This window comes from Pseudomonas sp. FH1, from assembly GCF_000510895.2.
Classification (GTDB): Bacteria; Pseudomonadota; Gammaproteobacteria; order Pseudomonadales; family Pseudomonadaceae; genus Aquipseudomonas; species Aquipseudomonas azotoformans_A.
Map to the genome: position 1 here is coordinate 41,637 of NZ_AOHM01000021.1, position 19,962 is coordinate 61,598.

A 19,962-nucleotide genomic window follows, 5' to 3' on the forward strand; every position below is an offset into this window, starting at 1 on the left:
CATGTTGAAAGTCAGTGTTTATCGCTACAACCCTGATCAGGACGCTGCGCCGTTCATGCAGGAATTCCAGGTCGATACCGGTGGTAAAGACCTGATGGTGCTGGATGTATTGGCACTGATCAAAGAGCAGGACGAAGGTTTCTCCTATCGTCGCTCTTGCCGTGAAGGTGTGTGCGGTTCCGACGGCATGAACATCAACGGCAAAAACGGCCTGGCGTGCATCACGCCGCTGTCCGCCGTGGTCAAAGGCAACAAGCTGATCGTTCGTCCTCTGCCAGGTTTGCCGGTTATCCGTGACCTGGTCGTCGATATGAGCATCTTCTACAAGCAATACGAGAAAGTTAAGCCGTTCCTGCAGAACGACACGCCGGCTCCGGCCATCGAGCGTCTGCAGTCCCCGGAAGAGCGCGAGAAGCTCGACGGTCTGTACGAGTGCATCCTGTGCGCTTGCTGCTCGACCTCTTGCCCGTCCTTCTGGTGGAACCCGGACAAGTTCCTGGGTCCAGCTGCCCTGCTGCAAGCGTACCGCTTCCTGGCAGACAGCCGTGATACCAAGACGTCCGAGCGTCTGGCTTCGCTGGATGACCCGTTCAGCGTATTCCGCTGCCGCGGGATCATGAACTGCGTCAACGTATGTCCCAAAGGCCTGAACCCGACTAAGGCCATTGGTCACATCCGTAACATGCTGCTGCAGAGCGGCGTGTAACTGACGTTGTAGTAAAAGCAGGACCGTTGTGCCCGTAAATGCTACGGCGCAGGCTTCAACCGGCGCCGTAGTTTTAACTTGAGCAGCGACTTACAAAGCCGCGGCTCTTATTTTGAAGAAATGAGACAAGCAGGGGCATTCGGGTTGGTACCCGAACTATCAGCGTGATCCTAAGTGGCTTGTTTTGGTCGCTGCACTTGGCCTTTTGCAAGCAAACTCGGTGTTTTCGCCGGTGGTGTCCCCAAATCGAGGGTGACCAAGCATGCAAGAAAGCGTGATGCAGCGCATGTGGAACAGCGGCTATCTTTCAGGTGGTAACGCTGCCTATGTGGAAGAGCTTTATGAGCTCTACCTGCACGACCCTAACGCTGTGCCAGAAGAATGGCGCACCAAATTTCAGACGTTGTCTTCAGACGGCAACGCTGCCACCGATGTATCGCACGCCACAATTCGCGATCAGTTTGTGCTGCTGGCAAAGAACCAGCGCCGCGCCCAACCGGTTTCCGCCGGCAGCGTGAGCAGTGAGCACGAGAAGAAGCAAGTTGAAGTACTGCGACTGATCCAGGCCTACCGGATGCGCGGCCACCAGGCGGCCCAGCTTGACCCGCTGGGGCTCTGGAAGCGTCCTGCACCTGCTGACCTGTCGATCAATCATTACGGCTTGACCAATGCCGATCTTGATACGACCTTCCGTGCCGGCGACCTGTTCATCGGCAAAGAGGAAGCGAGCCTACGCGAAATTCACGAAGCGTTGCAGCAGACATATTGCCGCACCATCGGCGCTGAGTTCACGCACATCACCGATTCCGAGCAACGCCACTGGTTCCAGCATCGCCTGGAAGGTGTGCGCGGTCGTCCGGTTTTGTCCGCAGACGTACGCAGCCACTTGCTTGAGCGCGTAACCGCTGCCGAAGGCCTGGAAAAATACCTGGGTACCAAATACCCGGGCACCAAGCGTTTCGGTCTGGAAGGCGGCGAAAGCCTGATCCCGATGCTCGACGAGCTGATCCAGCGTTCCGGTTCCTACGGCACCAAGGAAATCGTGATCGGCATGGCCCACCGTGGTCGCCTGAACGTGTTGGTCAACACCTTCGGCAAGAACCCGCGTGAGCTGTTCGACGAGTTCGAAGGCAAGAAGAAGGTCGAGCTGGGTTCCGGTGACGTTAAATACCACCAGGGTTTCTCGTCCAACGTGATGACCACCGGCGGTGAAGTTCACCTGGCCATGGCCTTCAACCCATCCCACCTGGAAATCGTTTCTCCAGTGGTCGAGGGTTCGGTCCGTGCTCGCCAGGATCGTCGTAACGACACCACCGGTGAAAAGGTCCTGCCGATTTCCATCCACGGTGACGCGGCATTCGCCGGTCAAGGCGTGGTCCTGGAAACGTTCCAGATGTCGCAGACCCGCGGCTTCAAGACTGGCGGTACCGTTCACATCGTCATCAACAACCAGGTTGGCTTCACCATCAGCAACCCGCTGGACGCGCGCTCCACCGAGTACGCGACCGACGTTGCCAAGATGATCCAGGCGCCGATCCTCCATGTGAATGGCGATGATCCGGAAGCCGTGTTGTTCGTGACCCAGTTGGCCATTGACTACCGCATGCAGTTCAAGCGTGACGTGGTGATCGACCTGGTCTGCTACCGCCGTCGCGGTCACAACGAAGCCGACGAACCAAGCGGCACCCAGCCGTTGATGTACCAGCAGATCACCAAGCAGCGCACCACCCGTGAGCTGTACGCCGAAAGCCTGACCAAGGCCGGCGTGGTTGACGATGCGCGTGTTCAGGCCAAGGTCGATGAATACCGCAACGCGCTGGACAATGGTCTGCATGTTGTAAAAAGCCTGGTCAAAGAGCCGAACAAAGAACTGTTCGTCGACTGGCGTCCGTACCTGGGCCACGCCTGGACTGCGCGTCACGATACGTCGTTCGATCTGAAAACCTTGCAGGAATTGTCCGCCAAGCTGCTGGAAATTCCTGAAGGCTTCGTGGTTCAGCGCCAAGTGGCGAAGATCTACGAAGACCGTCAGAAGATGCAAGCCGGCGGCCTGCCGATCAACTGGGGTTACGCCGAAACCATGGCGTACGCGACCCTGGCGTTCGAAGGTCACCCGATCCGCATGACCGGCCAGGACATCGGCCGTGGTACGTTCTCGCACCGTCACGCGGTATTGCACAACCAGAAAGACGCGGGCACCTACATCCCGTTGCAGAACCTGTACGAAGGCCAGCCACGTTTCGACCTGTACGATTCGTTCCTGTCCGAAGAAGCGGTTCTGGCGTTCGAATACGGTTACTCGACCACCACGCCAAACGCGCTGGTGATCTGGGAAGCCCAGTTCGGCGACTTCGCCAACGGCGCCCAGGTTGTGATCGACCAGTTCATCACCAGCGGCGAGCACAAGTGGGGTCGCCTGTGCGGTCTGACCATGCTGCTGCCACACGGTTATGAAGGTCAGGGTCCTGAGCACTCCTCGGCCCGTCTGGAGCGTTACCTGCAGCTGTGCGCCGAGCACAACATCCAGGTGTGCGTGCCGACTACCCCGGCCCAGATCTACCACTTGCTGCGTCGCCAGGTGATCCGCCCGCTGCGCAAGCCGCTGGTAGTGCTGACACCGAAGTCGCTGTTGCGTCATAAATTGGCCATCTCGACCCTGGAAGATCTGGCGGATGGTTCGTTCCAGACCGTGATTCCAGAAATCGACACGCTGGACGCGGCAAAAGTGACTCGCCTGGTCCTGTGCAGCGGCAAGGTCTATTACGACTTGCTGGAAAAACGCCGTGCCGAAGGCCGCGAAGACATCGCCATCGTGCGTATCGAGCAGCTTTACCCGTTCCCGGAAGACGACCTGATGGAGGCCATCGCGCCTTACACCAACCTCACCAACGTGGTGTGGTGCCAGGAAGAACCGATGAACCAGGGCGCGTGGTACAGCAGCCAGCATCATTTGCGTCGCAGCATGGGTAACCACAACAAGGCGCTGAACCTGGAGTACGCCGGTCGTGATGCTTCTGCAGCACCTGCGTGTGGTTATGCGTCGATGCACGCCGAGCAGCAGGAAAAACTGCTGCAAGATGCTTTCACTGTTTAACGCCTTCGCGCTGACTGAAACCGAATTTTAAGGACCCACAGATAATGGCTATCGAAATCAAAGCCCCGTCATTCCCGGAATCGGTTGCCGATGGCACCGTTGCCACCTGGCACAAGAAACCAGGCGACGCTGTAAAGCGTGACGACCTGATCGTCGACATCGAGACCGACAAAGTCGTGCTGGAAGTGTTGGCCGAAGCTGACGGCGTGCTGGGCGCAATCGTTGCTGAAGAAGGCGCTACCGTTCTGTCGAACCAGGTACTGGGCTCGATCGAAGAGGGCAGCGCTGCTGCCGCTGCTCCTGCTGCAGCACCGGCAGCCGCCGCTGCCCCTGCCGCCGCTCCGGCTGCTGGCGCTGAAGACCCGATCGCTGCACCGGCTGCCCGTCAGCTGGCTGAAGAGAACGGCATCAACCTGGCGTCCGTCAAAGGCACCGGCAAAGACGGTCGCATCACCAAGGAAGACGTGGTTGCTGCTGTTGAAGCCAAGAAAAACGCTCCAGCTGCCGCACCTGCCAAGGCTGCTGCCCCGGCTGCCGCTGCTCCAGTGTTCGCCGCTGGCGACCGCACCGAGAAGCGTGTACCGATGACTCGCGTACGTGCCACCGTGGCCAAGCGTCTGGTTGAAGCACAGTCGAACATGGCGATGCTGACCACCTTCAACGAAGTCGACATGACCGAAGTCATGGCCCTGCGTTCGAAGTACAAGGATCTGTTCGAGAAGTCCCACAACGGCGTACGCCTGGGCTTCATGTCCTTCTTCGTGAAAGCGGCCACCGAAGCGCTGAAACGCTTCCCGGCTGTCAACGCTTCCATCGACGGCGGCGACATCGTTTACCATGGCTACGCAGACGTCGGCGTAGCCGTATCCAGCGACCGTGGCCTGGTGGTGCCGGTACTGCGTAACGCCGAGCTGATGAGCCTGGCTGAAATCGAAGGCGGCATCGCCGGCTTCGGCAAGAAAGCCCGTGACGGCAAGCTGACCATCGACGAGATGACCGGCGGTACCTTCACCATCACCAACGGTGGTACCTTCGGTTCGATGATGTCGACGCCGATCGTCAACCCGCCACAAGCCGCAATCCTGGGCATGCACAACATCATCCAGCGTCCGATGGCCATCAACGGCCAAGTCGTGATCCGCCCAATGATGTACCTGGCGCTGTCGTACGATCACCGCCTGATCGATGGTAAAGAAGCCGTGACTTTCCTGGTGACCATCAAGAACCTGCTGGAAGACCCGGCTCGTCTGCTGCTGGACATCTAAAGACGCAGCTGCACGTTGCGAGCTACAGGCTGTAGGAAAAAGCAGCTTGGCTTGCAACGTGTCGCTTGAAGCTTGTCGCTGAATAGAGGAACTATTTTCATGACGCAGAAATTTGACGTTGTAGTGATTGGTGCAGGTCCTGGCGGCTACGTTGCTGCCATCAAGGCCGCACAACTGGGCCTCTCGACTGCTTGCATCGAAAAATACACCGACAAGGAAGGCAAACTGGCGCTGGGCGGTACTTGCCTGAACGTCGGTTGCATTCCTTCCAAGGCGCTGCTGGACAGCTCCTGGAAATTCCACGAAGCCCAAGACGGTTTCGCGATCCACGGCATCAACCATGCTGGCGTGACCATGGACGTGCCAGCAATGGTCGGCCGTAAAGCCAACATCGTTAAAGGCCTGACTTCCGGCGTTGCCACCTTGTTCAAGGCCAACGGCGTGACTTCCCTGCAAGGCCACGGCAAGCTGCTGGCTGGCAAGAAAGTTGAAATCACCAAGCCAGACGGCTCGACCGAAATCATCGAAGCCGAGAACGTGATCCTGGCCCCAGGTTCGCGTCCAATCGACATCCCGCCTGCTCCCGTTGACCAGAACGTGATTGTTGATTCGACCGGCGCCCTGGAATTCCAGGCTGTGCCTAAGCGCCTGGGCGTGATCGGCGCTGGCGTGATCGGCCTGGAACTGGGTTCGGTATGGTCCCGCCTGGGTTCCGAAGTGACTGTGCTGGAAGCCCTGGACACGTTCCTGCTGGCTGCCGACACCGCTGTCTCCAAAGAAGCGCTGAAAACCCTGACCAAACAAGGTCTGGACATCAAGCTGGGCGCTCGCGTGACCGGTTCGAAAGTCAACGGTGAAGAAGTTGTCGTCAACTACACCGACAAGGATGGCGAAAAAACCATCACTTTCGACAAGTTGATCGTAGCCGTGGGTCGCCGTCCAGTGACCACCGACCTGCTGGCTTCCGACAGCGGCGTGACCCTCGACGAGCGCGGCTACGTGCACGTTGACGATCACTGCGCAACCACCGTGCCTGGCGTCTACGCCATCGGCGACGTGGTTCGCGGCATGATGCTGGCGCACAAGGCTTCCGAAGAAGGCATCATGGTTGTCGAGCGCATCAAGGGCCACAAGACCCAGATGAACTACGACCTGATCCCATCGGTTATCTACACCCACCCGGAAATTGCATGGGTCGGCAAGAACGAACAGCAGTTGAAAGCTGAAGGCGTTGAAGTTAACGTCGGCACCTTCCCGTTTGCCGCTTCTGGCCGTGCCATGGCAGCCAACGACACCGGTGGTTTTGTCAAAGTCATCGCTGATGCCAAGACTGACCGCGTATTGGGCGTCCACGTGATTGGCCCGAGCGCTGCAGAACTGGTTCAGCAAGGCGCGATCGGTATGGAATTCGGCACCAGTGCCGAGGACCTGGGCATGATGGTCTTCTCCCATCCGACCCTGTCCGAAGCGTTGCACGAAGCAGCGTTGGCTGTGAATGGCGGCGCCATCCACATCGCCAACCGCAAGAAGCGCTAAGCGAGATAATAAGAAACCACGGCGGAGTTGCCCGTCGTGAGCCTTGCGCGCAAGACTCACCGCGGAATATCCGCTGGACGCAGCCTTGCGCAGCTTTACGGGCCTTGAGCCCCGCAAGTTGCGCAAGCAGCAGTCACAGGTGGCGCGGCACTCATAATGAGCGCAGCGCCGAATGCGCAGTACCTAACGAAGACGGTAAAAAGCATGAATCTTCACGAGTATCAGGGTAAGCAGCTGTTCGCTGAATACGGCCTGCCAGTTTCCAAGGGCTACGCAGTAGACACCCCGGAAGCAGCAGCAGAAGCTTGCGACAAAATCGGCGGCACTGAGTGGGTTGTCAAAGCCCAGGTCCACGCTGGTGGTCGCGGTAAAGCGGGCGGCGTTAAGCTGGTTCGCAGCAAAGAAGACGCCAAGGCCTTCGCACAGCAGTGGCTGGGCAAGCGTCTGGTGACTTACCAGACTGATGCCAATGGCCAGCCAGTCACCAAGATCCTGGTTGAATCGTGCACTGATATCGCTAAAGAGCTGTACCTGGGCGCTGTCGTTGACCGTTCGAGCCGTCGCATCGTGTTCATGGCTTCCACCGAAGGTGGCGTGGACATTGAGAAGATCGCCGAAGAAACCCCAGAAAAAATTCTGAAAGCCACTATCGATCCACTGGTTGGCGCTCAGCCATTCCAGGGTCGCGAGCTGGCTTTCCAGTTGGGTCTGGAAGGCAAGCAAGTTGCCCAGTTCGCCAAGATCTTCGTGGGTCTGGCCAAACTGTTCCAGGATCACGATCTGGCCCTGCTGGAAGTGAACCCGCTGGTGATCAAGGCCGACGGCGATCTGCACTGCCTGGACGCCAAGATCAACATCGACGCCAACGCCATGTACCGTCAGCCTAAGCTGAAGACTTTCCACGATCCATCGCAAGACGATCCGCGCGAAGCGCACGCTGCCAAGTTCGAACTGAACTACGTAGCCCTGGAAGGTAACATCGGTTGCATGGTCAACGGTGCTGGCCTGGCCATGGGTACCATGGACATCGTCAACCTGCATGGCGGCAAACCAGCCAACTTCCTCGACGTGGGCGGTGGTGCTACCAAAGAACGCGTTACCGAAGCCTTCAAGATCATCCTGTCCGACTCCAACGTCGCTGCAGTACTGGTCAACATCTTCGGCGGCATCGTTCGTTGCGACATGATTGCCGAAGGCATCATCGGTGCAGTGAAAGAAGTCGGCGTTAAAATCCCGGTTGTTGTCCGCCTTGAAGGTAACAACGCTGAACTGGGCGCTAAAGTACTGGCAGAAAGCGGTTTGAACATCATCGCGGCTACCAGCCTGACCGACGCTGCTCAACAAGTTGTCAAAGCTGCGGAGGGCAAGTAATGAGCGTCCTGATCAATAAAGACACCAAAGTTATCTGCCAGGGTATTACCGGTTCGCAAGGTAGTTTCCACACCCAGCAAGCCATCGAATACGGCACCAAGATGGTTGGCGGCGTAACTCCGGGCAAAGGCGGCACCGAACACCTGGGCCTGCCAGTGTTCAACACCGTGAAAGATGCTGTAGCTGCCACTGGCGCCACCGCCAGCGTGATCTACGTTCCAGCTCCTTTCTGCAAGGACTCGATCCTGGAAGCGGCATTCGGCGGCATCAAGCTGATCGTCTGCATCACCGAAGGCATTCCTACCCTGGACATGCTGGACGCTAAAGTTAAGTGCGACGAGCTGGGTGTTACCCTGATCGGCCCTAACTGCCCAGGCGTGATCACTCCAGGCGAATGCAAGATCGGCATCATGCCAGGTCACATTCACTTGCCAGGTAAAGTCGGTATCGTTTCCCGTTCCGGCACCCTGACCTACGAAGCTGTGAAGCAGACCACTGACGCCGGTTTCGGTCAGTCGACTTGCGTCGGCATCGGCGGTGACCCGATCCCAGGTTCGAACTTCATCGACATCCTGAAACTGTTCCAGGAAGACCCGAAGACCGAAGCGATCGTCATGATCGGTGAGATCGGCGGTTCGGCTGAAGAAGAAGCGGCTGCCTACATCAAGGCACACGTGACCAAGCCGGTTGTTTCCTACATCGCTGGTGTGACTGCCCCTGCTGGCAAGCGCATGGGCCATGCTGGCGCAATCATCTCTGGCGGCAAGGGTACTGCAGACGAGAAGTTTGCTGCCCTGGAAGACGCAGGCGTTAAAACCGTGCGTTCGCTGGCAGACATCGGCAAGGCTTTGTCCGAGCTGACCGGTTGGGCTGTCAAGTAAGCCACGCGCTTAGCTGACGCTTCATCCACACAAAGGCCACCTTCGGGTGGCCTTTGTGCTTTCTGCGGTTTGCTGATCCATCATTTAAGTATGAAAACGCGACATTAAGATGTCGCTTATCGGACAGTCCGCCCCGCAACAGTGCGTTTGTCAGCCCGATTCTGTAACCTACCCGCCTCTTTATGCGTGCGCATCCCAAAAGGAAGCCCCGCGCTAGACCGGTCGGCTCCCATAAGGGCCGGCAGTATTTCCCTCATCCATAGGGAATCCCTCTCTAAATTCCGATTCAGTAGTGTGGTATTTCCCGAAATGAAAGTGTTGAAAAGCCAGGATGTCCTGGCGTTGGGCTTTATGACGTTTGCCCTGTTCGTGGGCGCCGGCAACATCATCTTCCCGCCTATCGTTGGTTTGCAGTCCGGACCTCATGTCTGGATGGCAGCGTTGGGCTTTCTGATCACCGCAGTGGGTTTGCCGGTGGTCACCGTGATCGCCCTGGCCAAGGTCGGTGGCGGTATGGATGCGTTGAGCAGCCCGATCGGCAAGATCGCCGGTGGCCTGCTGGCGGCGGCGGCGTATCTGGCGGTAGGGCCGCTGTTCGCCACCCCGCGTACCGCGACCGTGTCCTTTGAAGTGGGCCTGGCGCCGCTGACCGGCGAAAGCCCGCTGGCGCTGTTCCTCTACAGCTCGGTGTATTTCCTGGTGGTGTTCTTCGTTTCCCTGTACCCAGGGCGTTTGCTGGACACCGTCGGTCGCTTCCTCGCACCGCTGAAGATCATCGCGCTGGCCGTCCTCGGTATCGCCGCCTTTGCCTTGCCGGCCGGTGAAGTGGGCGTCGCCACCCCGGAATACGTGGCTGCACCGTTCTCCCAAGGCTTCATCAATGGTTACCTGACCATGGATACCCTGGGCGCCCTGGTGTTTGGCATCGTGATCGTCAACGCCATTCGCTCCCGTGGCGTCGAGTCGCCGAAGCTGATCACCCGCTACGCGATCATCGCGGGCCTGATTGCCGGTGTGGGCCTGGCGCTGGTGTATGTCAGCCTGTTCCGCCTGGGTTCGGGCAGCCATGCGGTTGCCGCGGGCGCGAGCAACGGCGCTGCGGTGCTGCATGCTTACGTACAACACACCTTCGGCTCCCTGGGCAGCGGCTTCCTGGCCGTGCTGATCTCCCTGGCATGCCTGGTCACTGCTGTGGGCCTGACTTGCGCGTGCGCCGAGTACTTCAGCCGTATCCTGCCGCTGTCCTACAAGACGCTGGTGGTGATCCTGGCGCTGTTCTCGCTGTTCGTGTCCAACCTGGGCCTGACCAAGCTGATCGCGTTCTCGATTCCGGTGCTCACAGCGATCTACCCGCCGTGCATCGTGTTGGTGGCCTTGAGCTTCTGCAAAGACTTCTGGCAGGAGCAGGGCCGCATTGTCGGTCCGGTGATGCTGGTGTCGTTCATCTTTGGTTGCATCGACGCACTCAAGGGCGCCGGTTTCGCAGACTGGTTGCCGGCGCAACTGACCAACCTGCCGCTGAGCGAGCAAGGCCTGGCCTGGCTGGTGCCGTCGGTGATGGTTTTGGTGGTGGCCGTTGTGATTGATCGGATGCTTGGCAAGCGCAGCGAAGCGATCGCTTGATCCGCTGAAGGCTCTGCCGAAATGCCCCGTATCAATCGATACGGGGCATTTTTTTTGGGCGTCAGGCAGTGTCTTTTAGCTTGGGCTAACGTCGAAGGGGTGAGGAAAACTTCAAGTTGAAACGCGCTCGTCATAAGGACCCGCATGTCGTTTATCGAAACCAATCAGATCCATCTGCTTGCCGCGCTCTGGTTCGTCCTGTGCTGGGGTGGCTACACCCGTTATGCCACCTGGAAAGCCCGCGACACGGCCTGCCTGGCCAGTGTGCTGCACCTGTATCGCGAAGACTGGATGCGCCGCATGCTGCTGCGCGACAACCGCATCGCCGACGCCAGTGTGATCGGCAACCTGGAACGCAATGCCTCGTTCTTCGCCTCCAGCACCTTGATCATCCTCGCTGGCATTCTCACCGTGCTCGGCGCCTCAGAGCGCGCGGTGTCGTTACTGGCGGATATCCCCATGGTGCAGCAGGCGTCCCAGGGCATGTCGGAGATCAAGCTGTTGTGCCTGGCGCTGGTGTTTGTCTATGCGTTCTTCACGTTCAGTTGGTGCATGCGCCAGTACAACTTCGCGGCGGTGCTGGTGGGCTCGGCGCCGATGATCGGTGAGCGGCATGTGTCGGAGCAGGAGCGCAATGCGTTTGCCCTGCGCGCGGCGCGTGTGATTTCCATGGCGGCCAACCAGTTCAACTTCGGCCTGCGTTCTTATTACTTCGGCATGACCATGCTGGCGTGGTTTGTCAGTCCTTGGTTGTTCATGTTGATGAGCAGTGGGGTGGTGTTGGTGCTGTACCGTCGGGAGTTTCATTCCGACGTGCTGCAAGTGATGGTGTATACGCAGACGGACACGCCGCCGCCGGAGCCGGCTAAAGAAGTGGGCTAACTAAGGCCTTTAAATAAAAACGCCAGACAAAGAAAAGCCCGCTATCTAAGCGGGCTTTCTTTTTGCAGCCAAGCTATTTCAAGCCGCGGTCTCAAGAACCGGTGGCAGGGGTAGCAGGTGCTGCTTCTTTTGCGGCGGCTTCGTTCGATTCAGCCTGAGCTTTGGCAGCATCGGCGTTTTCTTTCGCAGCGTCGTTCACTTTATCCTGAGCCTTCGCCATATCTTTCTGAGCTTGCTCAGAGTGCGCGGCGGCGTCTTGGGCTTTGTCTTCGGATTTTTTGTCGCAGGCAGCGAGACCGAGGGCAGCGGCGAGCATCATGGAAATAGCTAAAGTCTTGCGCATGGGTGTTTCTCCTTATTGAAGATATCTACTGGCCTTTCGAGCATGGCGGTTCGGCATTAGTTCCTTTTATTCCATAGATATATAAATCCCTGACTAACCGGAACTTTTGCCCGCCCACCCCTTCCGCGAATCAACACTAATAAGAGTCTGGAACGAATGACCGAAAATCCCCTGTTAGAGCGCGCGACGCGCTTTGTTTCAGCCTTGCGCCATTGTCAGGTGCTGGGCATTACCGCTCATCAGGCCAGCGAGGAGGGCATCACCTTGATCATGCCCTACGCGGCGCATTTGGTCGGTGATCCCCAGTCGGGCGTGATCCATGGCGGCGCGCTGACCTCCCTGATGGACACCGCCTGCGGCATGGCCACCCTGTGTGTGCTGCCGGAATTCGAAGTGTGTCCGACCCTCGACCTGCGCGTTGACTACATGCATCCCGCGGCACCCCACAAACCCGTGTATGGGTTCGCTCAATGCTACCGGGTGACCACCGACGTGATCTTCACCCGTGGCTTCGCCTATCAGGACGACCCCCAGCAACCCATTGCCCATGTGGTGGGCACGTTCATGCGCATGGGCAAGCGCCTCAAGGGCACCCAAGGATTGGGCAGTACGGTCAAGGGAGAGCAGGTATGACGCACCGATTCAAGACCCGCCTGGAGCAGGCCCATGAGCGTGGCGATTACGAGGCGCTGCTCGATCTGATTCCCTACGCCAAGCTCATCGGCATTGAGTGCACGCGGCTGGGGGATGAGCTGCTGTTCCGCCTGCCGGCCAACAAGGACAATATTGGTAACCCCATATTGCCGGCTCTGCACGGCGGCGTGATCGCAGGCTTTATGGAGCTGTCGGCGGCGCTGCACCTGCTGGTGTTCACGGGCGCGCCGGGCATCCCGAAAATCATCGATTTTTCCCTGGATTACCTGCGCGCCGGGCAGTTTCGCGACACCTACGCCAAATGCCAGGTGTGGCGCCAGGGCCGACGGGTGGCGAACGTGGCGATCACCGCCTGGCAAAGCACGGCGGCTGAGCCGATCGCCACCGCTCGGGCGCATTTCAAGATCGAGGAACAGGGCCGCCCTTGAAATCCTGGTCTTAGCCCCCAACTTTGATGACAACCCGCCGCCAACCCTCAAGGGCGCGGCCACTGCCATCCAATTGGAGTTTGATGACCATGAGTGTGGAAACTCAAAAGGAAACCCTGGGCTTCCAGACCGAGGTGAAGCAACTGCTGCACCTCATGATCCATTCGCTGTATTCCAACAAGGAAATTTTCCTTCGCGAATTGATCTCGAACGCCTCTGACGCTGTCGACAAATTACGTTTCGAAGCCCTGTCCAAGCCTGAGTTGCTGGAAGGTGGCGCCGAACTGAAAATCCGTGTGAGCTTTGATAAGGACGCCAAGACCGTCACGATCGAAGACAACGGCATCGGCATGAACCGCGAAGACGCGATTACCCATTTGGGCACCATCGCCAAATCCGGTACGGCCGACTTCATGAAGAACCTGTCGGGTGATCAGAAGAAAGATTCGCACCTGATCGGCCAGTTCGGCGTGGGCTTCTATTCGGCCTTCATCGTGGCTGACCAAGTGGAAGTGTTCAGCCGTCGTGCCGGCCTCGACGCCAGCGAAGGCGTGCACTGGTCGTCTAAAGGCGAGGGCGAATTCGAAATCGCCACTGTCGACAAGGCAGACCGTGGTACCCGCATCGTCCTGCACCTCAAATCCGGCGAAGACGAATTCGCCGATGGCTGGCGCCTGCGCAACATCGTCAAGAAGTACTCCGATCACATCGCCCTGCCAATCGAGTTGCCGAAAGAACAAGCGGCTGCCGAAGGCGAAGAGGCTCCTGCCCAGGAATGGGAAGTGGTCAACCGCGCCAGCGCGCTGTGGACCCGTCCGCGTACCGAGATCAAGGACGAGGAATACCAGGAGTTCTACAAGCACATCGGTCACGACTACGAAAACCCGCTGAGCTGGAGCCACAACAAGGTCGAAGGCAAGCTGGAATACAGCTCGCTGCTCTATGTACCGGCCCGCGCCCCGTTCGACCTGTACCAGCGTGAAGCGCCGAAAGGCCTGAAACTCTATGTGCAGCGCGTGTTCGTGATGGACCAGGCGGAATCCTTCCTGCCGTTGTACCTGCGCTTTATCAAAGGCGTGGTCGACTCCAACGATTTGTCGCTGAACGTGTCGCGGGAAATCCTGCAGAAAGACCCGATCATCGACTCCATGAAGTCGGCGCTGACCAAGCGTGTCCTCGACATGCTGGAAAAACTGGCGAAGAACGAGCCTGAGCAATACAAAGGCTTCTGGAAAAACTTCGGCCAGGTCATGAAAGAAGGCCCAGCGGAAGATTTTGCCAACAAGGAAAAAATCGCCGGCCTGCTGCGTTTTGCTTCGACTCACGAAGAAGGCGGCGAGCAAGTGGTGTCCCTGGCCGAATACCTGGCACGCGCCAAGGAAGGTCAGGACAAGATCTACTACCTGACCGGCGAAACCTACGCCCAGGTCAAGAACAGCCCGCACCTGGAAGTCTTCCGCAAGAAAGGCATCGAAGTGCTGCTGCTGACCGACCGTATCGATGAGTGGCTGATGAGCTACCTCAACGAGTTCGACGGCAAGTCGTTCGTCGACGTGGCCCGTGGTGACCTGGACCTGGGTAACCTGGACTCCGAAGAGGAGAAGAAAGAAGCCGAAGAAGTCGCCAAGTCCAAAGAAGGCCTGGTTGAGCGGATCAAGGCGTCCCTGGGCGAGGCGGTCAGCGAAGTGCGGGTTTCCCACCGTCTGACCGACTCCCCGGCGATCCTGGCTATCGGTGAAGCGGACCTGGGCATGCAGATGCGCCAGATCCTCGAAGCCAGCGGCCAGAAGGTGCCGGATTCCAAGCCGATCTTCGAATTCAACCCGGCTCACCCGTTGATCGAGAAACTCGACGGCGAGCAAAGCGAAGAGCGGTTTGGCGACCTGTCGCACATCCTCTTCGACCAAGCGGCCCTGGCCGCTGGCGACAGCTTGAAAGACCCGGCCGCCTATGTGCGCCGCCTGAACAAGCTGTTGGTTGAACTGTCGGTTTGACCCTGATGTAGAAAAACCCGCTTCGGCGGGTTTTTTCGTTCTAGTGCACCTCAACTGGAGTAAATGATGAGCCAAGTCACTGTGCGTTCCGTGGTCTATCAGATTGATGGCCAGTCTTATGAAAGCCGCCTCGCGTTCGATGCCAGCCACAAGGGCCCGCTGCCGGGCCTGCTGATGGCGCCGAACTGGATGGGGGTGAGTGCGGGTGCCGAAGAGATCGCCAAGAGCGTCGCCAGCAAGGGCTACGTGGTGCTGATCGCCGACCTGTACGGGCAGACCGTGCGTCCGTCGAATGGCGATGAAGCTGGCGCGGCGATGATGCCGTTGAAGAATGACAACCCTAAGCTGCTCAAGCTCATGCAAGCAGCGCTTGATCAACTGCAGGGCCAGGCCGAGGTTGATACTTCGAAGCTGGCGACCTTCGGTTTCTGCTTTGGCGGTTTCTGCTCGCTGGAGCTGGCGCGGACCGGTGCGCCCTTGAAGGCTGCGGTCTCGTTCCACGGCACCATCGACACCCAGAACCCGGCCGGTGCCAAGCACGTCAAGGGTTCAGTGCTGGTGCTGCATGGTGCGTCCGACCCATTGGTGCCGAAAGCGCAACTGCCGGCGTTCGAAGATGAAATGAACGCGGCCGGTGTGGATTGGCAATTGCTGAGCTACGGCGGCGCGGTGCATTCCTTCACCGATCCCCATGCCAATGTGCCGGGCAAGATGATGTATGACGCGAAGACGGCCAAGCGGGCGTTCAAGTCGATGCATGATTTGTTGGATGAAGTGTTCCAGGGCTGATTTTTCAGCGCCTGTGCTGGCCTCTTCGCGAGCAAGCCCGCTCCCACATTTGAGGGTGTTCACAGATCAAAATGTGGGAGCGGGCTTGCTCGCGAATGCTATCTCACCGGCAACTCAATTCTTTCAGACTCACCCGGCACCGTCGGCCAATCCCCAGCCGCCCAGCGCTGCCTGGCCTGTTCGATCACCGCCGGATCACTCGCGACAAAATTCCAATTGATCCGCCGTGGCCCATCCAACGGCGCGCCGCCAAATACCACCAAGTGGCAATCGCTCTCGGCGAACAGCGTCATCTCCTGACCGGCGGGCAAGACCACCAGGCTATGCACCTCAAGCAGTTCACCGTCCAACTGTGCTTCACCTTCCAGCACGTACACCGCTCGTTCCTCATGCTCATCCGGAACCAGCAGCGTCGTGGCCGTCTGCATCTGCACCTCGGCGTACAGTGTGGGTGACAGCACCGGCACCGGCGACTTGAGGCAGAACCCATCGCCCGCGATCATGCGGACCTGCACGCCCAGGTTGTCACTCACCGGCAGGCTTGCTGCCGGGTGGTGGCTGTAATGCCCCGGTCCCGTCTCATGGTCCTTGGGCGAAGCCAGCCACACTTGCAGCCCGTGCAGGCTGAAACCGCAGGCCTTGAGCGGCTCGGGGGTGCGTTCGACATGGGCAATCGCGCTGCCGGCGGTCATCCAGCTCACATCACCGGCCTGCAACACCTGGTCCGAACCCAGGCTGTCCTTGTGCTGCAAAGCGCCTTCAAACAGATAGGTGAGGGTCGACAGCCCGATATGCGGATGCTGGCGGATATTCATGCCATCGCCCGGTGCATAGCGGGTGAGCAGCATATGGTCGAAGAACACAAAGGGCCCGACGCTGCGGCATTCCCGCGACGGCAGCGGGCGTAGGATCGGTTGGCCTTCGACGTCTTCGAGGCGAGGGCGGATCACGGTGAGGGGGGTCATGGCACGTCCCAGTCTGAGCGGGTTAGATGAAGCTGAGCATAACCCGCTCGGTAGGATGTTGCCGCTACTGGCTGAAGGCGCCTTCCGACAGCTTTGTCTCGATAGTGACTTCGGCGGTGGTCATCAGCTTGTGCACCGGGCAGCGATCCGCCACACGGTGCAGTTCGTCGCGTTGCTCGTCGGTGAGCACGCCCTTGAGCGTCAGCTTGACGTTGAGTTTGTATTTGCCTTTTTGCTCTTCAGTGGCGTCGTGGGTGACTTCCACGGTCACGCCGGTCAGCGGGATGTCTTTCTTCTGGGCGTAGAGCTTGACGGTCAGGGCTTTGCACGACGCCAGCGCGGCATCGAAGTAGTCGTGGGGGGAGGGCGCCGAATCGTCGCCGCCCAGGCTTTTGGGCAGGTCGGTAAACAACTCGTGGTTATTGATGTTGACGCTATGACGGAAGTTGTCCTGATTCAGGGTATTCACGGTAACAGGCATGGTAAACCTCACAGGGTGGCAGGATGAAGGTCATGCAGTTATAGAGCATGCTGGCACTTCGGTGTTCCGCGTTTTTTTGCCGGATGAACCCTGGCAGCGTGAGCAAGGTCTACCCGTATCAGCCCTTATCGAGGTTTTATCGTGCCCTGGACCCGCCTGACGCTGGCCCTGTTGTTCGCCGCCAGCAGCTTTGCTGCGCAGGCTCGCGACTACGCCTATAGCGATGCGCACCTGCATTACGTGGATTTCTTCCAGGAAACCGCGGGCATGGACAAGTTGCTCAAGGCCATGGCCGACAGCCGTATCGAGCATGTGATGATTTCCGGCATACCCGTTGCGAAAAAATGGCACGAAGACGAACCCAAGCGGCCGCGTTACTACGCCGGTGATGACGCCGATGCCTACTGGTACAGCGCCACCGACGTGATCGTCGCCGCAGCGCTCAACAAGCTGACCCCCGAGCAACGCCGCCACTTCCATCCGTTCCTGTCCGGCTTCAACCCTAACGACAAGAACTCGGCCGCCCATATCCAGCGCATGCTCGACCTCAACCCAGGGCTGTGGCAGGGCATTGGCGAAGTCTTCACCCGCCATGACGACCTCACGGCCATCACCGCAGGCGACACCCCGCGCGCCAATAACGAAGCCATGACCCGCATCTATCACTTGGCGGCAGAAAACGACCTGCCGGTGATGCTGCACTCCAACATCACCTCCAAGCGCGAGCGCAACCCGCTGTACCTGGCCGAAGTGGAAGAGCCGCTGCGCAACCATCCGCACACGCGCTTTATCTGGGCCCATGCCGGTACCAGCAAGGAAATCCATCGTCATCAGGTGCAGATGGACTTTTTGCTGCCGACCTTGAGTCGCCTGCTGGAGGCCTATCCCAACCTGTACATCGACCTGTCCTGGAGCATGCTCACGCCGTATCTGCTGGATGATACCGGCCAGCCTCGCCCCGAGTGGGTAGCGCTGGTGGAACGCTTCCCTGAGCGGTTTATGTTGGGTTCGGACGTAGTAGGGCGTTTCAACAAGTTGGGTAAGAAAATACGAAGCTTCGATCCCTTTTTGGATGCCTTGCCGGAGGCCGTCGCCCATAAAGTGGCGCGGGACAACTTCCTGGCCATCCTGCCTAAAGCTACCCGCGATGGAGTGGCGCGTTGATATCGCGTTTTCGTCTTACGCAAAGGCGCTCATAGGCCGATACCTTTCAAGAGCCAGCTGCAAATGGATGCAGCGCATTTGGAAGGAGCCAAGGCATGAGTATCAGAAGTCTGAATATCGCCCCGCGCGCAGGCCTGGGATTTGGCCTGTTGGCGTTGATGGTATTTGCCCTGGGCGGTTTCGCCTTGTTGCAGATGGCCAATATGCGCCAACAGTCGGATCAGGTGGAAAACAACTGGCTGCCCAGCGTGATGGCCGTGGGGGAGATGAGCCAGGACCTGTTGCGCATCCGGGCGCTGACCTTGCGCCTGCTGGTCAACCGCGATCCCCAGGCGCTGGCGCAGAACGAGCAAAAACTCAGCGACCTCAAAAACGGCCTTCACCATGCGCAAACGCTTTATGAAGCGCTGATCGTGTTGCCCGAGGAGCGTACGCTGTTTGATCGCTTCAAGGCCCAGGAGCAGCAGTACCTGCAACGCCAGGAGCAGGTCGTGGGGTTTTCCAAGGCCAATCAGCTGGAAGACGCGATCAGGGTGGTCAACGGTGAGATGAACCAACTCGCTGATGAAATGGCCGCGACCCTGCACGATCTGGTTAACCTCAACAAAGCCAATGCCAATCAGGCTGCCAGCCTGGCACAAAGTGTGTTCAGCCAGTCGCGCAGTTGGGTGATCGGCATGATCGTGCTCACCGCACTGATCACCATCGGCCTGGCCGTGTGGCTGACGCGCAGCATCGTGTTGCCCCTGGCCCAGTCGCTGAAAGTCGCCCAGGGCGTGGCCAGTGGCGATCTGACCGGCGAGATCCATGTGAGTGGCAACGATGAGCCCGCGCGCCTGCAGCAGGCGCTCAAGGGCATGCAGGACAACCTGCGCGACACCATCCGGCGTATTGCCGAATCGTCGAACCAGCTGGCGTCCGCCTCGGAGGAGCTCAGTTGCGTGACTGAAGATGCCACTCGCGGCCTGCACCAGCAGAACCAGGAAATCGAGCAGGCCGCCACGGCGGTGAACCAGATGACGGCGGCGGTGGAGGAGGTGGCAAGCAACGCGGTGGCCACGTCCCAGGCTTCACGCGAGTCCGACCGCATTGCCCAGCATGGGCGTGAGCAGGTGCATCAGACCGTGGTGTCAATCGAGGCGCTGGCCACCGATGTCACCGACAACGTGACCCAGGTCGAGGACCTGGCGCAAAAGGTGTATGGCATCAGTAAGGTGCTGGACGTGATTCGCTCGATTGCCGAGCAGACCAACCTGCTGGCGTTGAACGCGGCGATTGAAGCGGCGCGCGCCGGGGATGCCGGACGTGGGTTTGCGGTAGTAGCCGACGAAGTGCGGGCTTTGGCTCATCGCACCCAGCAGTCGACCCAGGAAATCGAGCAGATGATCAGCGGGATCCAGCAGGGTACCGATCAGGCGGTCAGCTCGATGCAGCAAAGCAATAGCCGAGCGCGTTCTACGCTGGACATCGCCAAATCGGCGGGCACGGCACTGGAGGAAATCGCCTCGGCGTTCACCTTGATCAACGAGCGCAACCTGGTGATCGCCAGCGCGTCGGAGCAGCAGGCAGCGGTGGCGCGTGAGGTGGACCGCAATTTGATGAATATTCGCGACTTGGCGCATCAGACGTCCACGGGGGCGAACCAGACCAGTGCGGCGAGCCAGGAGTTGTCGCGGTTGGCGGTGGACTTGAACACCATGGTGGCGCGGTTTTCGGTGTAACCGCTTTGTGTGGCGAGGGAGCTTGCTCCCGTTCGACTGCGCAGCAGTCGCTTGGGCCGCTTCGC

The 19,962-nt window shown here is 59.1% G+C and carries 17 protein-coding genes; 14 read left to right on the forward strand and 3 right to left on the reverse strand.

The annotated features are described in order from the left end of the window. Position 1 precedes the first annotated feature (1 nt). From H096_RS08265 to H096_RS08300, 8 genes are all read left to right on the forward strand, one after another. Complete coding sequence (locus tag H096_RS08265) at positions 2 to 706, forward strand: succinate dehydrogenase iron-sulfur subunit (protein WP_003172807.1); 705 nt, start codon at positions 2 to 4, stop codon at positions 704 to 706. Between the two features lie 262 nt (positions 707 to 968). After that, entirely contained in the window at positions 969 to 3,800 is a 2,832-nt protein-coding gene (locus H096_RS08270) for a 2-oxoglutarate dehydrogenase E1 component (RefSeq protein ID WP_016979562.1), read from the forward strand. Between the two features lie 44 nt (positions 3,801 to 3,844). Next, the gene (gene odhB, locus H096_RS08275) at positions 3,845 to 5,065 is read left to right on the forward strand and encodes a 2-oxoglutarate dehydrogenase complex dihydrolipoyllysine-residue succinyltransferase (RefSeq protein WP_016979561.1); all 1,221 of its coding nucleotides are present in this window, start codon (positions 3,845 to 3,847) and stop codon (positions 5,063 to 5,065) included. Between the two features lie 99 nt (positions 5,066 to 5,164). Then, on the forward strand, positions 5,165 to 6,601 hold the full coding sequence (lpdA, locus tag H096_RS08280) for a dihydrolipoyl dehydrogenase (RefSeq protein WP_033897632.1): 1,437 nt from the start codon (positions 5,165 to 5,167) through the stop codon (positions 6,599 to 6,601). Between the two features lie 204 nt (positions 6,602 to 6,805). Next, positions 6,806 to 7,972 (forward strand): ADP-forming succinate--CoA ligase subunit beta, encoded by a 1,167-nt coding sequence (sucC, locus tag H096_RS08285; RefSeq protein ID WP_003210567.1) that lies wholly within the window; start codon positions 6,806 to 6,808, stop codon positions 7,970 to 7,972. After that, positions 7,972 to 8,853, forward strand: coding sequence for a succinate--CoA ligase subunit alpha (gene sucD / locus H096_RS08290; RefSeq protein ID WP_010166265.1), 882 nt, complete (start codon positions 7,972 to 7,974; stop codon positions 8,851 to 8,853). The genes sucC and sucD overlap by 1 nt, the downstream gene beginning before the upstream one ends. 309 nt (positions 8,854 to 9,162) lie before the next feature. Next, positions 9,163 to 10,476 (forward strand): branched-chain amino acid transport system II carrier protein, encoded by a 1,314-nt coding sequence (gene brnQ / locus H096_RS08295; protein WP_033897633.1) that lies wholly within the window; start codon positions 9,163 to 9,165, stop codon positions 10,474 to 10,476. Positions 10,477 to 10,620: 144 nt separating this feature from the next. Further along, positions 10,621 to 11,358 carry a DUF599 family protein gene (locus H096_RS08300; protein ID WP_033897634.1) on the forward strand — a complete coding sequence of 246 codons (738 nt, stop codon included), beginning with the start codon at positions 10,621 to 10,623 and terminating at the stop codon, positions 11,356 to 11,358. Between the two features lie 91 nt (positions 11,359 to 11,449). Here the strand turns inward: H096_RS08300 and H096_RS08305 are convergent, their stop codons facing one another. Next, the gene (locus tag H096_RS08305) at positions 11,450 to 11,701 is read right to left on the reverse strand and encodes a hypothetical protein (protein WP_010211724.1); all 252 of its coding nucleotides are present in this window, start codon (positions 11,699 to 11,701) and stop codon (positions 11,450 to 11,452) included. Positions 11,702 to 11,857: 156 nt separating this feature from the next. Here H096_RS08305 and H096_RS08310 point away from each other — a divergent pair, with 156 nt between their 5' ends. The 4 genes from H096_RS08310 (at position 11,858) to H096_RS08325 (ending at position 15,566) form a co-directional block, all read left to right on the forward strand. Continuing rightward, positions 11,858 to 12,334: a PaaI family thioesterase gene (locus H096_RS08310; RefSeq protein WP_033897635.1), complete on the forward strand. Its 477-nt coding sequence runs from the start codon at positions 11,858 to 11,860 to the stop codon at positions 12,332 to 12,334. Further along, the gene (locus H096_RS08315) at positions 12,331 to 12,783 is read left to right on the forward strand and encodes a PaaI family thioesterase (protein WP_033897636.1); all 453 of its coding nucleotides are present in this window, start codon (positions 12,331 to 12,333) and stop codon (positions 12,781 to 12,783) included. Before H096_RS08310 ends, H096_RS08315 begins: the two co-directional genes overlap by 4 nt. A gap of 89 nt (positions 12,784 to 12,872) precedes the next feature. Then, complete coding sequence (htpG, locus tag H096_RS08320) at positions 12,873 to 14,777, forward strand: molecular chaperone HtpG (RefSeq protein ID WP_033897702.1); 1,905 nt, start codon at positions 12,873 to 12,875, stop codon at positions 14,775 to 14,777. 66 nt (positions 14,778 to 14,843) lie between these two features. Beyond that, the gene (locus tag H096_RS08325; protein ID WP_033897637.1) at positions 14,844 to 15,566 is read left to right on the forward strand and encodes a dienelactone hydrolase family protein; all 723 of its coding nucleotides are present in this window, start codon (positions 14,844 to 14,846) and stop codon (positions 15,564 to 15,566) included. A gap of 98 nt (positions 15,567 to 15,664) precedes the next feature. Here the strand turns inward: H096_RS08325 and H096_RS08330 are convergent, their stop codons facing one another. Together H096_RS08330 and H096_RS08335 are read right to left on the reverse strand one after the other, a co-directional pair. Then, positions 15,665 to 16,531 (reverse strand): pirin family protein, encoded by an 867-nt coding sequence (locus H096_RS08330; RefSeq protein WP_033897638.1) that lies wholly within the window; start codon positions 16,529 to 16,531, stop codon positions 15,665 to 15,667. Positions 16,532 to 16,595: 64 nt separating this feature from the next. Then, positions 16,596 to 17,012 carry an OsmC family protein gene (locus H096_RS08335; protein WP_033897639.1) on the reverse strand — a complete coding sequence of 139 codons (417 nt, stop codon included), beginning with the start codon at positions 17,010 to 17,012 and terminating at the stop codon, positions 16,596 to 16,598. A 141-nt stretch (positions 17,013 to 17,153) separates the two neighbouring features. Between H096_RS08335 and H096_RS08340 the strand changes: the two genes are divergently transcribed. Both H096_RS08340 and H096_RS08345 read left to right on the forward strand, forming a co-directional pair. Beyond that, entirely contained in the window at positions 17,154 to 18,176 is a 1,023-nt protein-coding gene (locus H096_RS08340; RefSeq protein WP_033897640.1) for an amidohydrolase family protein, read from the forward strand. A gap of 95 nt (positions 18,177 to 18,271) precedes the next feature. Next, positions 18,272 to 19,897, forward strand: a complete 1,626-nt coding sequence (locus H096_RS08345) for a methyl-accepting chemotaxis protein (protein WP_033897641.1) — start codon at positions 18,272 to 18,274, stop codon at positions 19,895 to 19,897. The last annotated feature ends 65 nt before the right edge of the window (positions 19,898 to 19,962 follow it).

Excerpts from the sequence above, each read along its gene's own strand:
- H096_RS08330 (WP_033897638.1), bottom strand. The coding sequence starts at position 16,531 with ATGACCCCCCTCACCGTGATCCGCCCTCGCCTCGAAGACGTCGAAGGC.
- H096_RS08325 (WP_033897637.1), top strand. The coding sequence starts at position 14,844 with ATGAGCCAAGTCACTGTGCGTTCCGTGGTCTATCAGATTGATGGCCAG.
- H096_RS08310 (WP_033897635.1), top strand. The coding sequence starts at position 11,858 with ATGACCGAAAATCCCCTGTTAGAGCGCGCGACGCGCTTTGTTTCAGCC.
- lpdA (WP_033897632.1), top strand. The coding sequence starts at position 5,165 with ATGACGCAGAAATTTGACGTTGTAGTGATTGGTGCAGGTCCTGGCGGC.
- H096_RS08265 (WP_003172807.1), top strand. The coding sequence starts at position 2 with ATGTTGAAAGTCAGTGTTTATCGCTACAACCCTGATCAGGACGCTGCG.
- brnQ (WP_033897633.1), top strand. The coding sequence starts at position 9,163 with ATGAAAGTGTTGAAAAGCCAGGATGTCCTGGCGTTGGGCTTTATGACG.
- H096_RS08315 (WP_033897636.1), top strand. The coding sequence starts at position 12,331 with ATGACGCACCGATTCAAGACCCGCCTGGAGCAGGCCCATGAGCGTGGC.
- H096_RS08305 (WP_010211724.1), bottom strand. The coding sequence starts at position 11,701 with ATGCGCAAGACTTTAGCTATTTCCATGATGCTCGCCGCTGCCCTCGGT.
- H096_RS08345 (WP_033897641.1), top strand. The coding sequence starts at position 18,272 with ATGAGTATCAGAAGTCTGAATATCGCCCCGCGCGCAGGCCTGGGATTT.
- H096_RS08335 (WP_033897639.1), bottom strand. The coding sequence starts at position 17,012 with ATGCCTGTTACCGTGAATACCCTGAATCAGGACAACTTCCGTCATAGC.
- H096_RS08270 (WP_016979562.1), top strand. The coding sequence starts at position 969 with ATGCAAGAAAGCGTGATGCAGCGCATGTGGAACAGCGGCTATCTTTCA.
- sucC (WP_003210567.1), top strand. The coding sequence starts at position 6,806 with ATGAATCTTCACGAGTATCAGGGTAAGCAGCTGTTCGCTGAATACGGC.
- sucD (WP_010166265.1), top strand. The coding sequence starts at position 7,972 with ATGAGCGTCCTGATCAATAAAGACACCAAAGTTATCTGCCAGGGTATT.
- htpG (WP_033897702.1), top strand. The coding sequence starts at position 12,873 with ATGAGTGTGGAAACTCAAAAGGAAACCCTGGGCTTCCAGACCGAGGTG.
- odhB (WP_016979561.1), top strand. The coding sequence starts at position 3,845 with ATGGCTATCGAAATCAAAGCCCCGTCATTCCCGGAATCGGTTGCCGAT.
- H096_RS08300 (WP_033897634.1), top strand. The coding sequence starts at position 10,621 with ATGTCGTTTATCGAAACCAATCAGATCCATCTGCTTGCCGCGCTCTGG.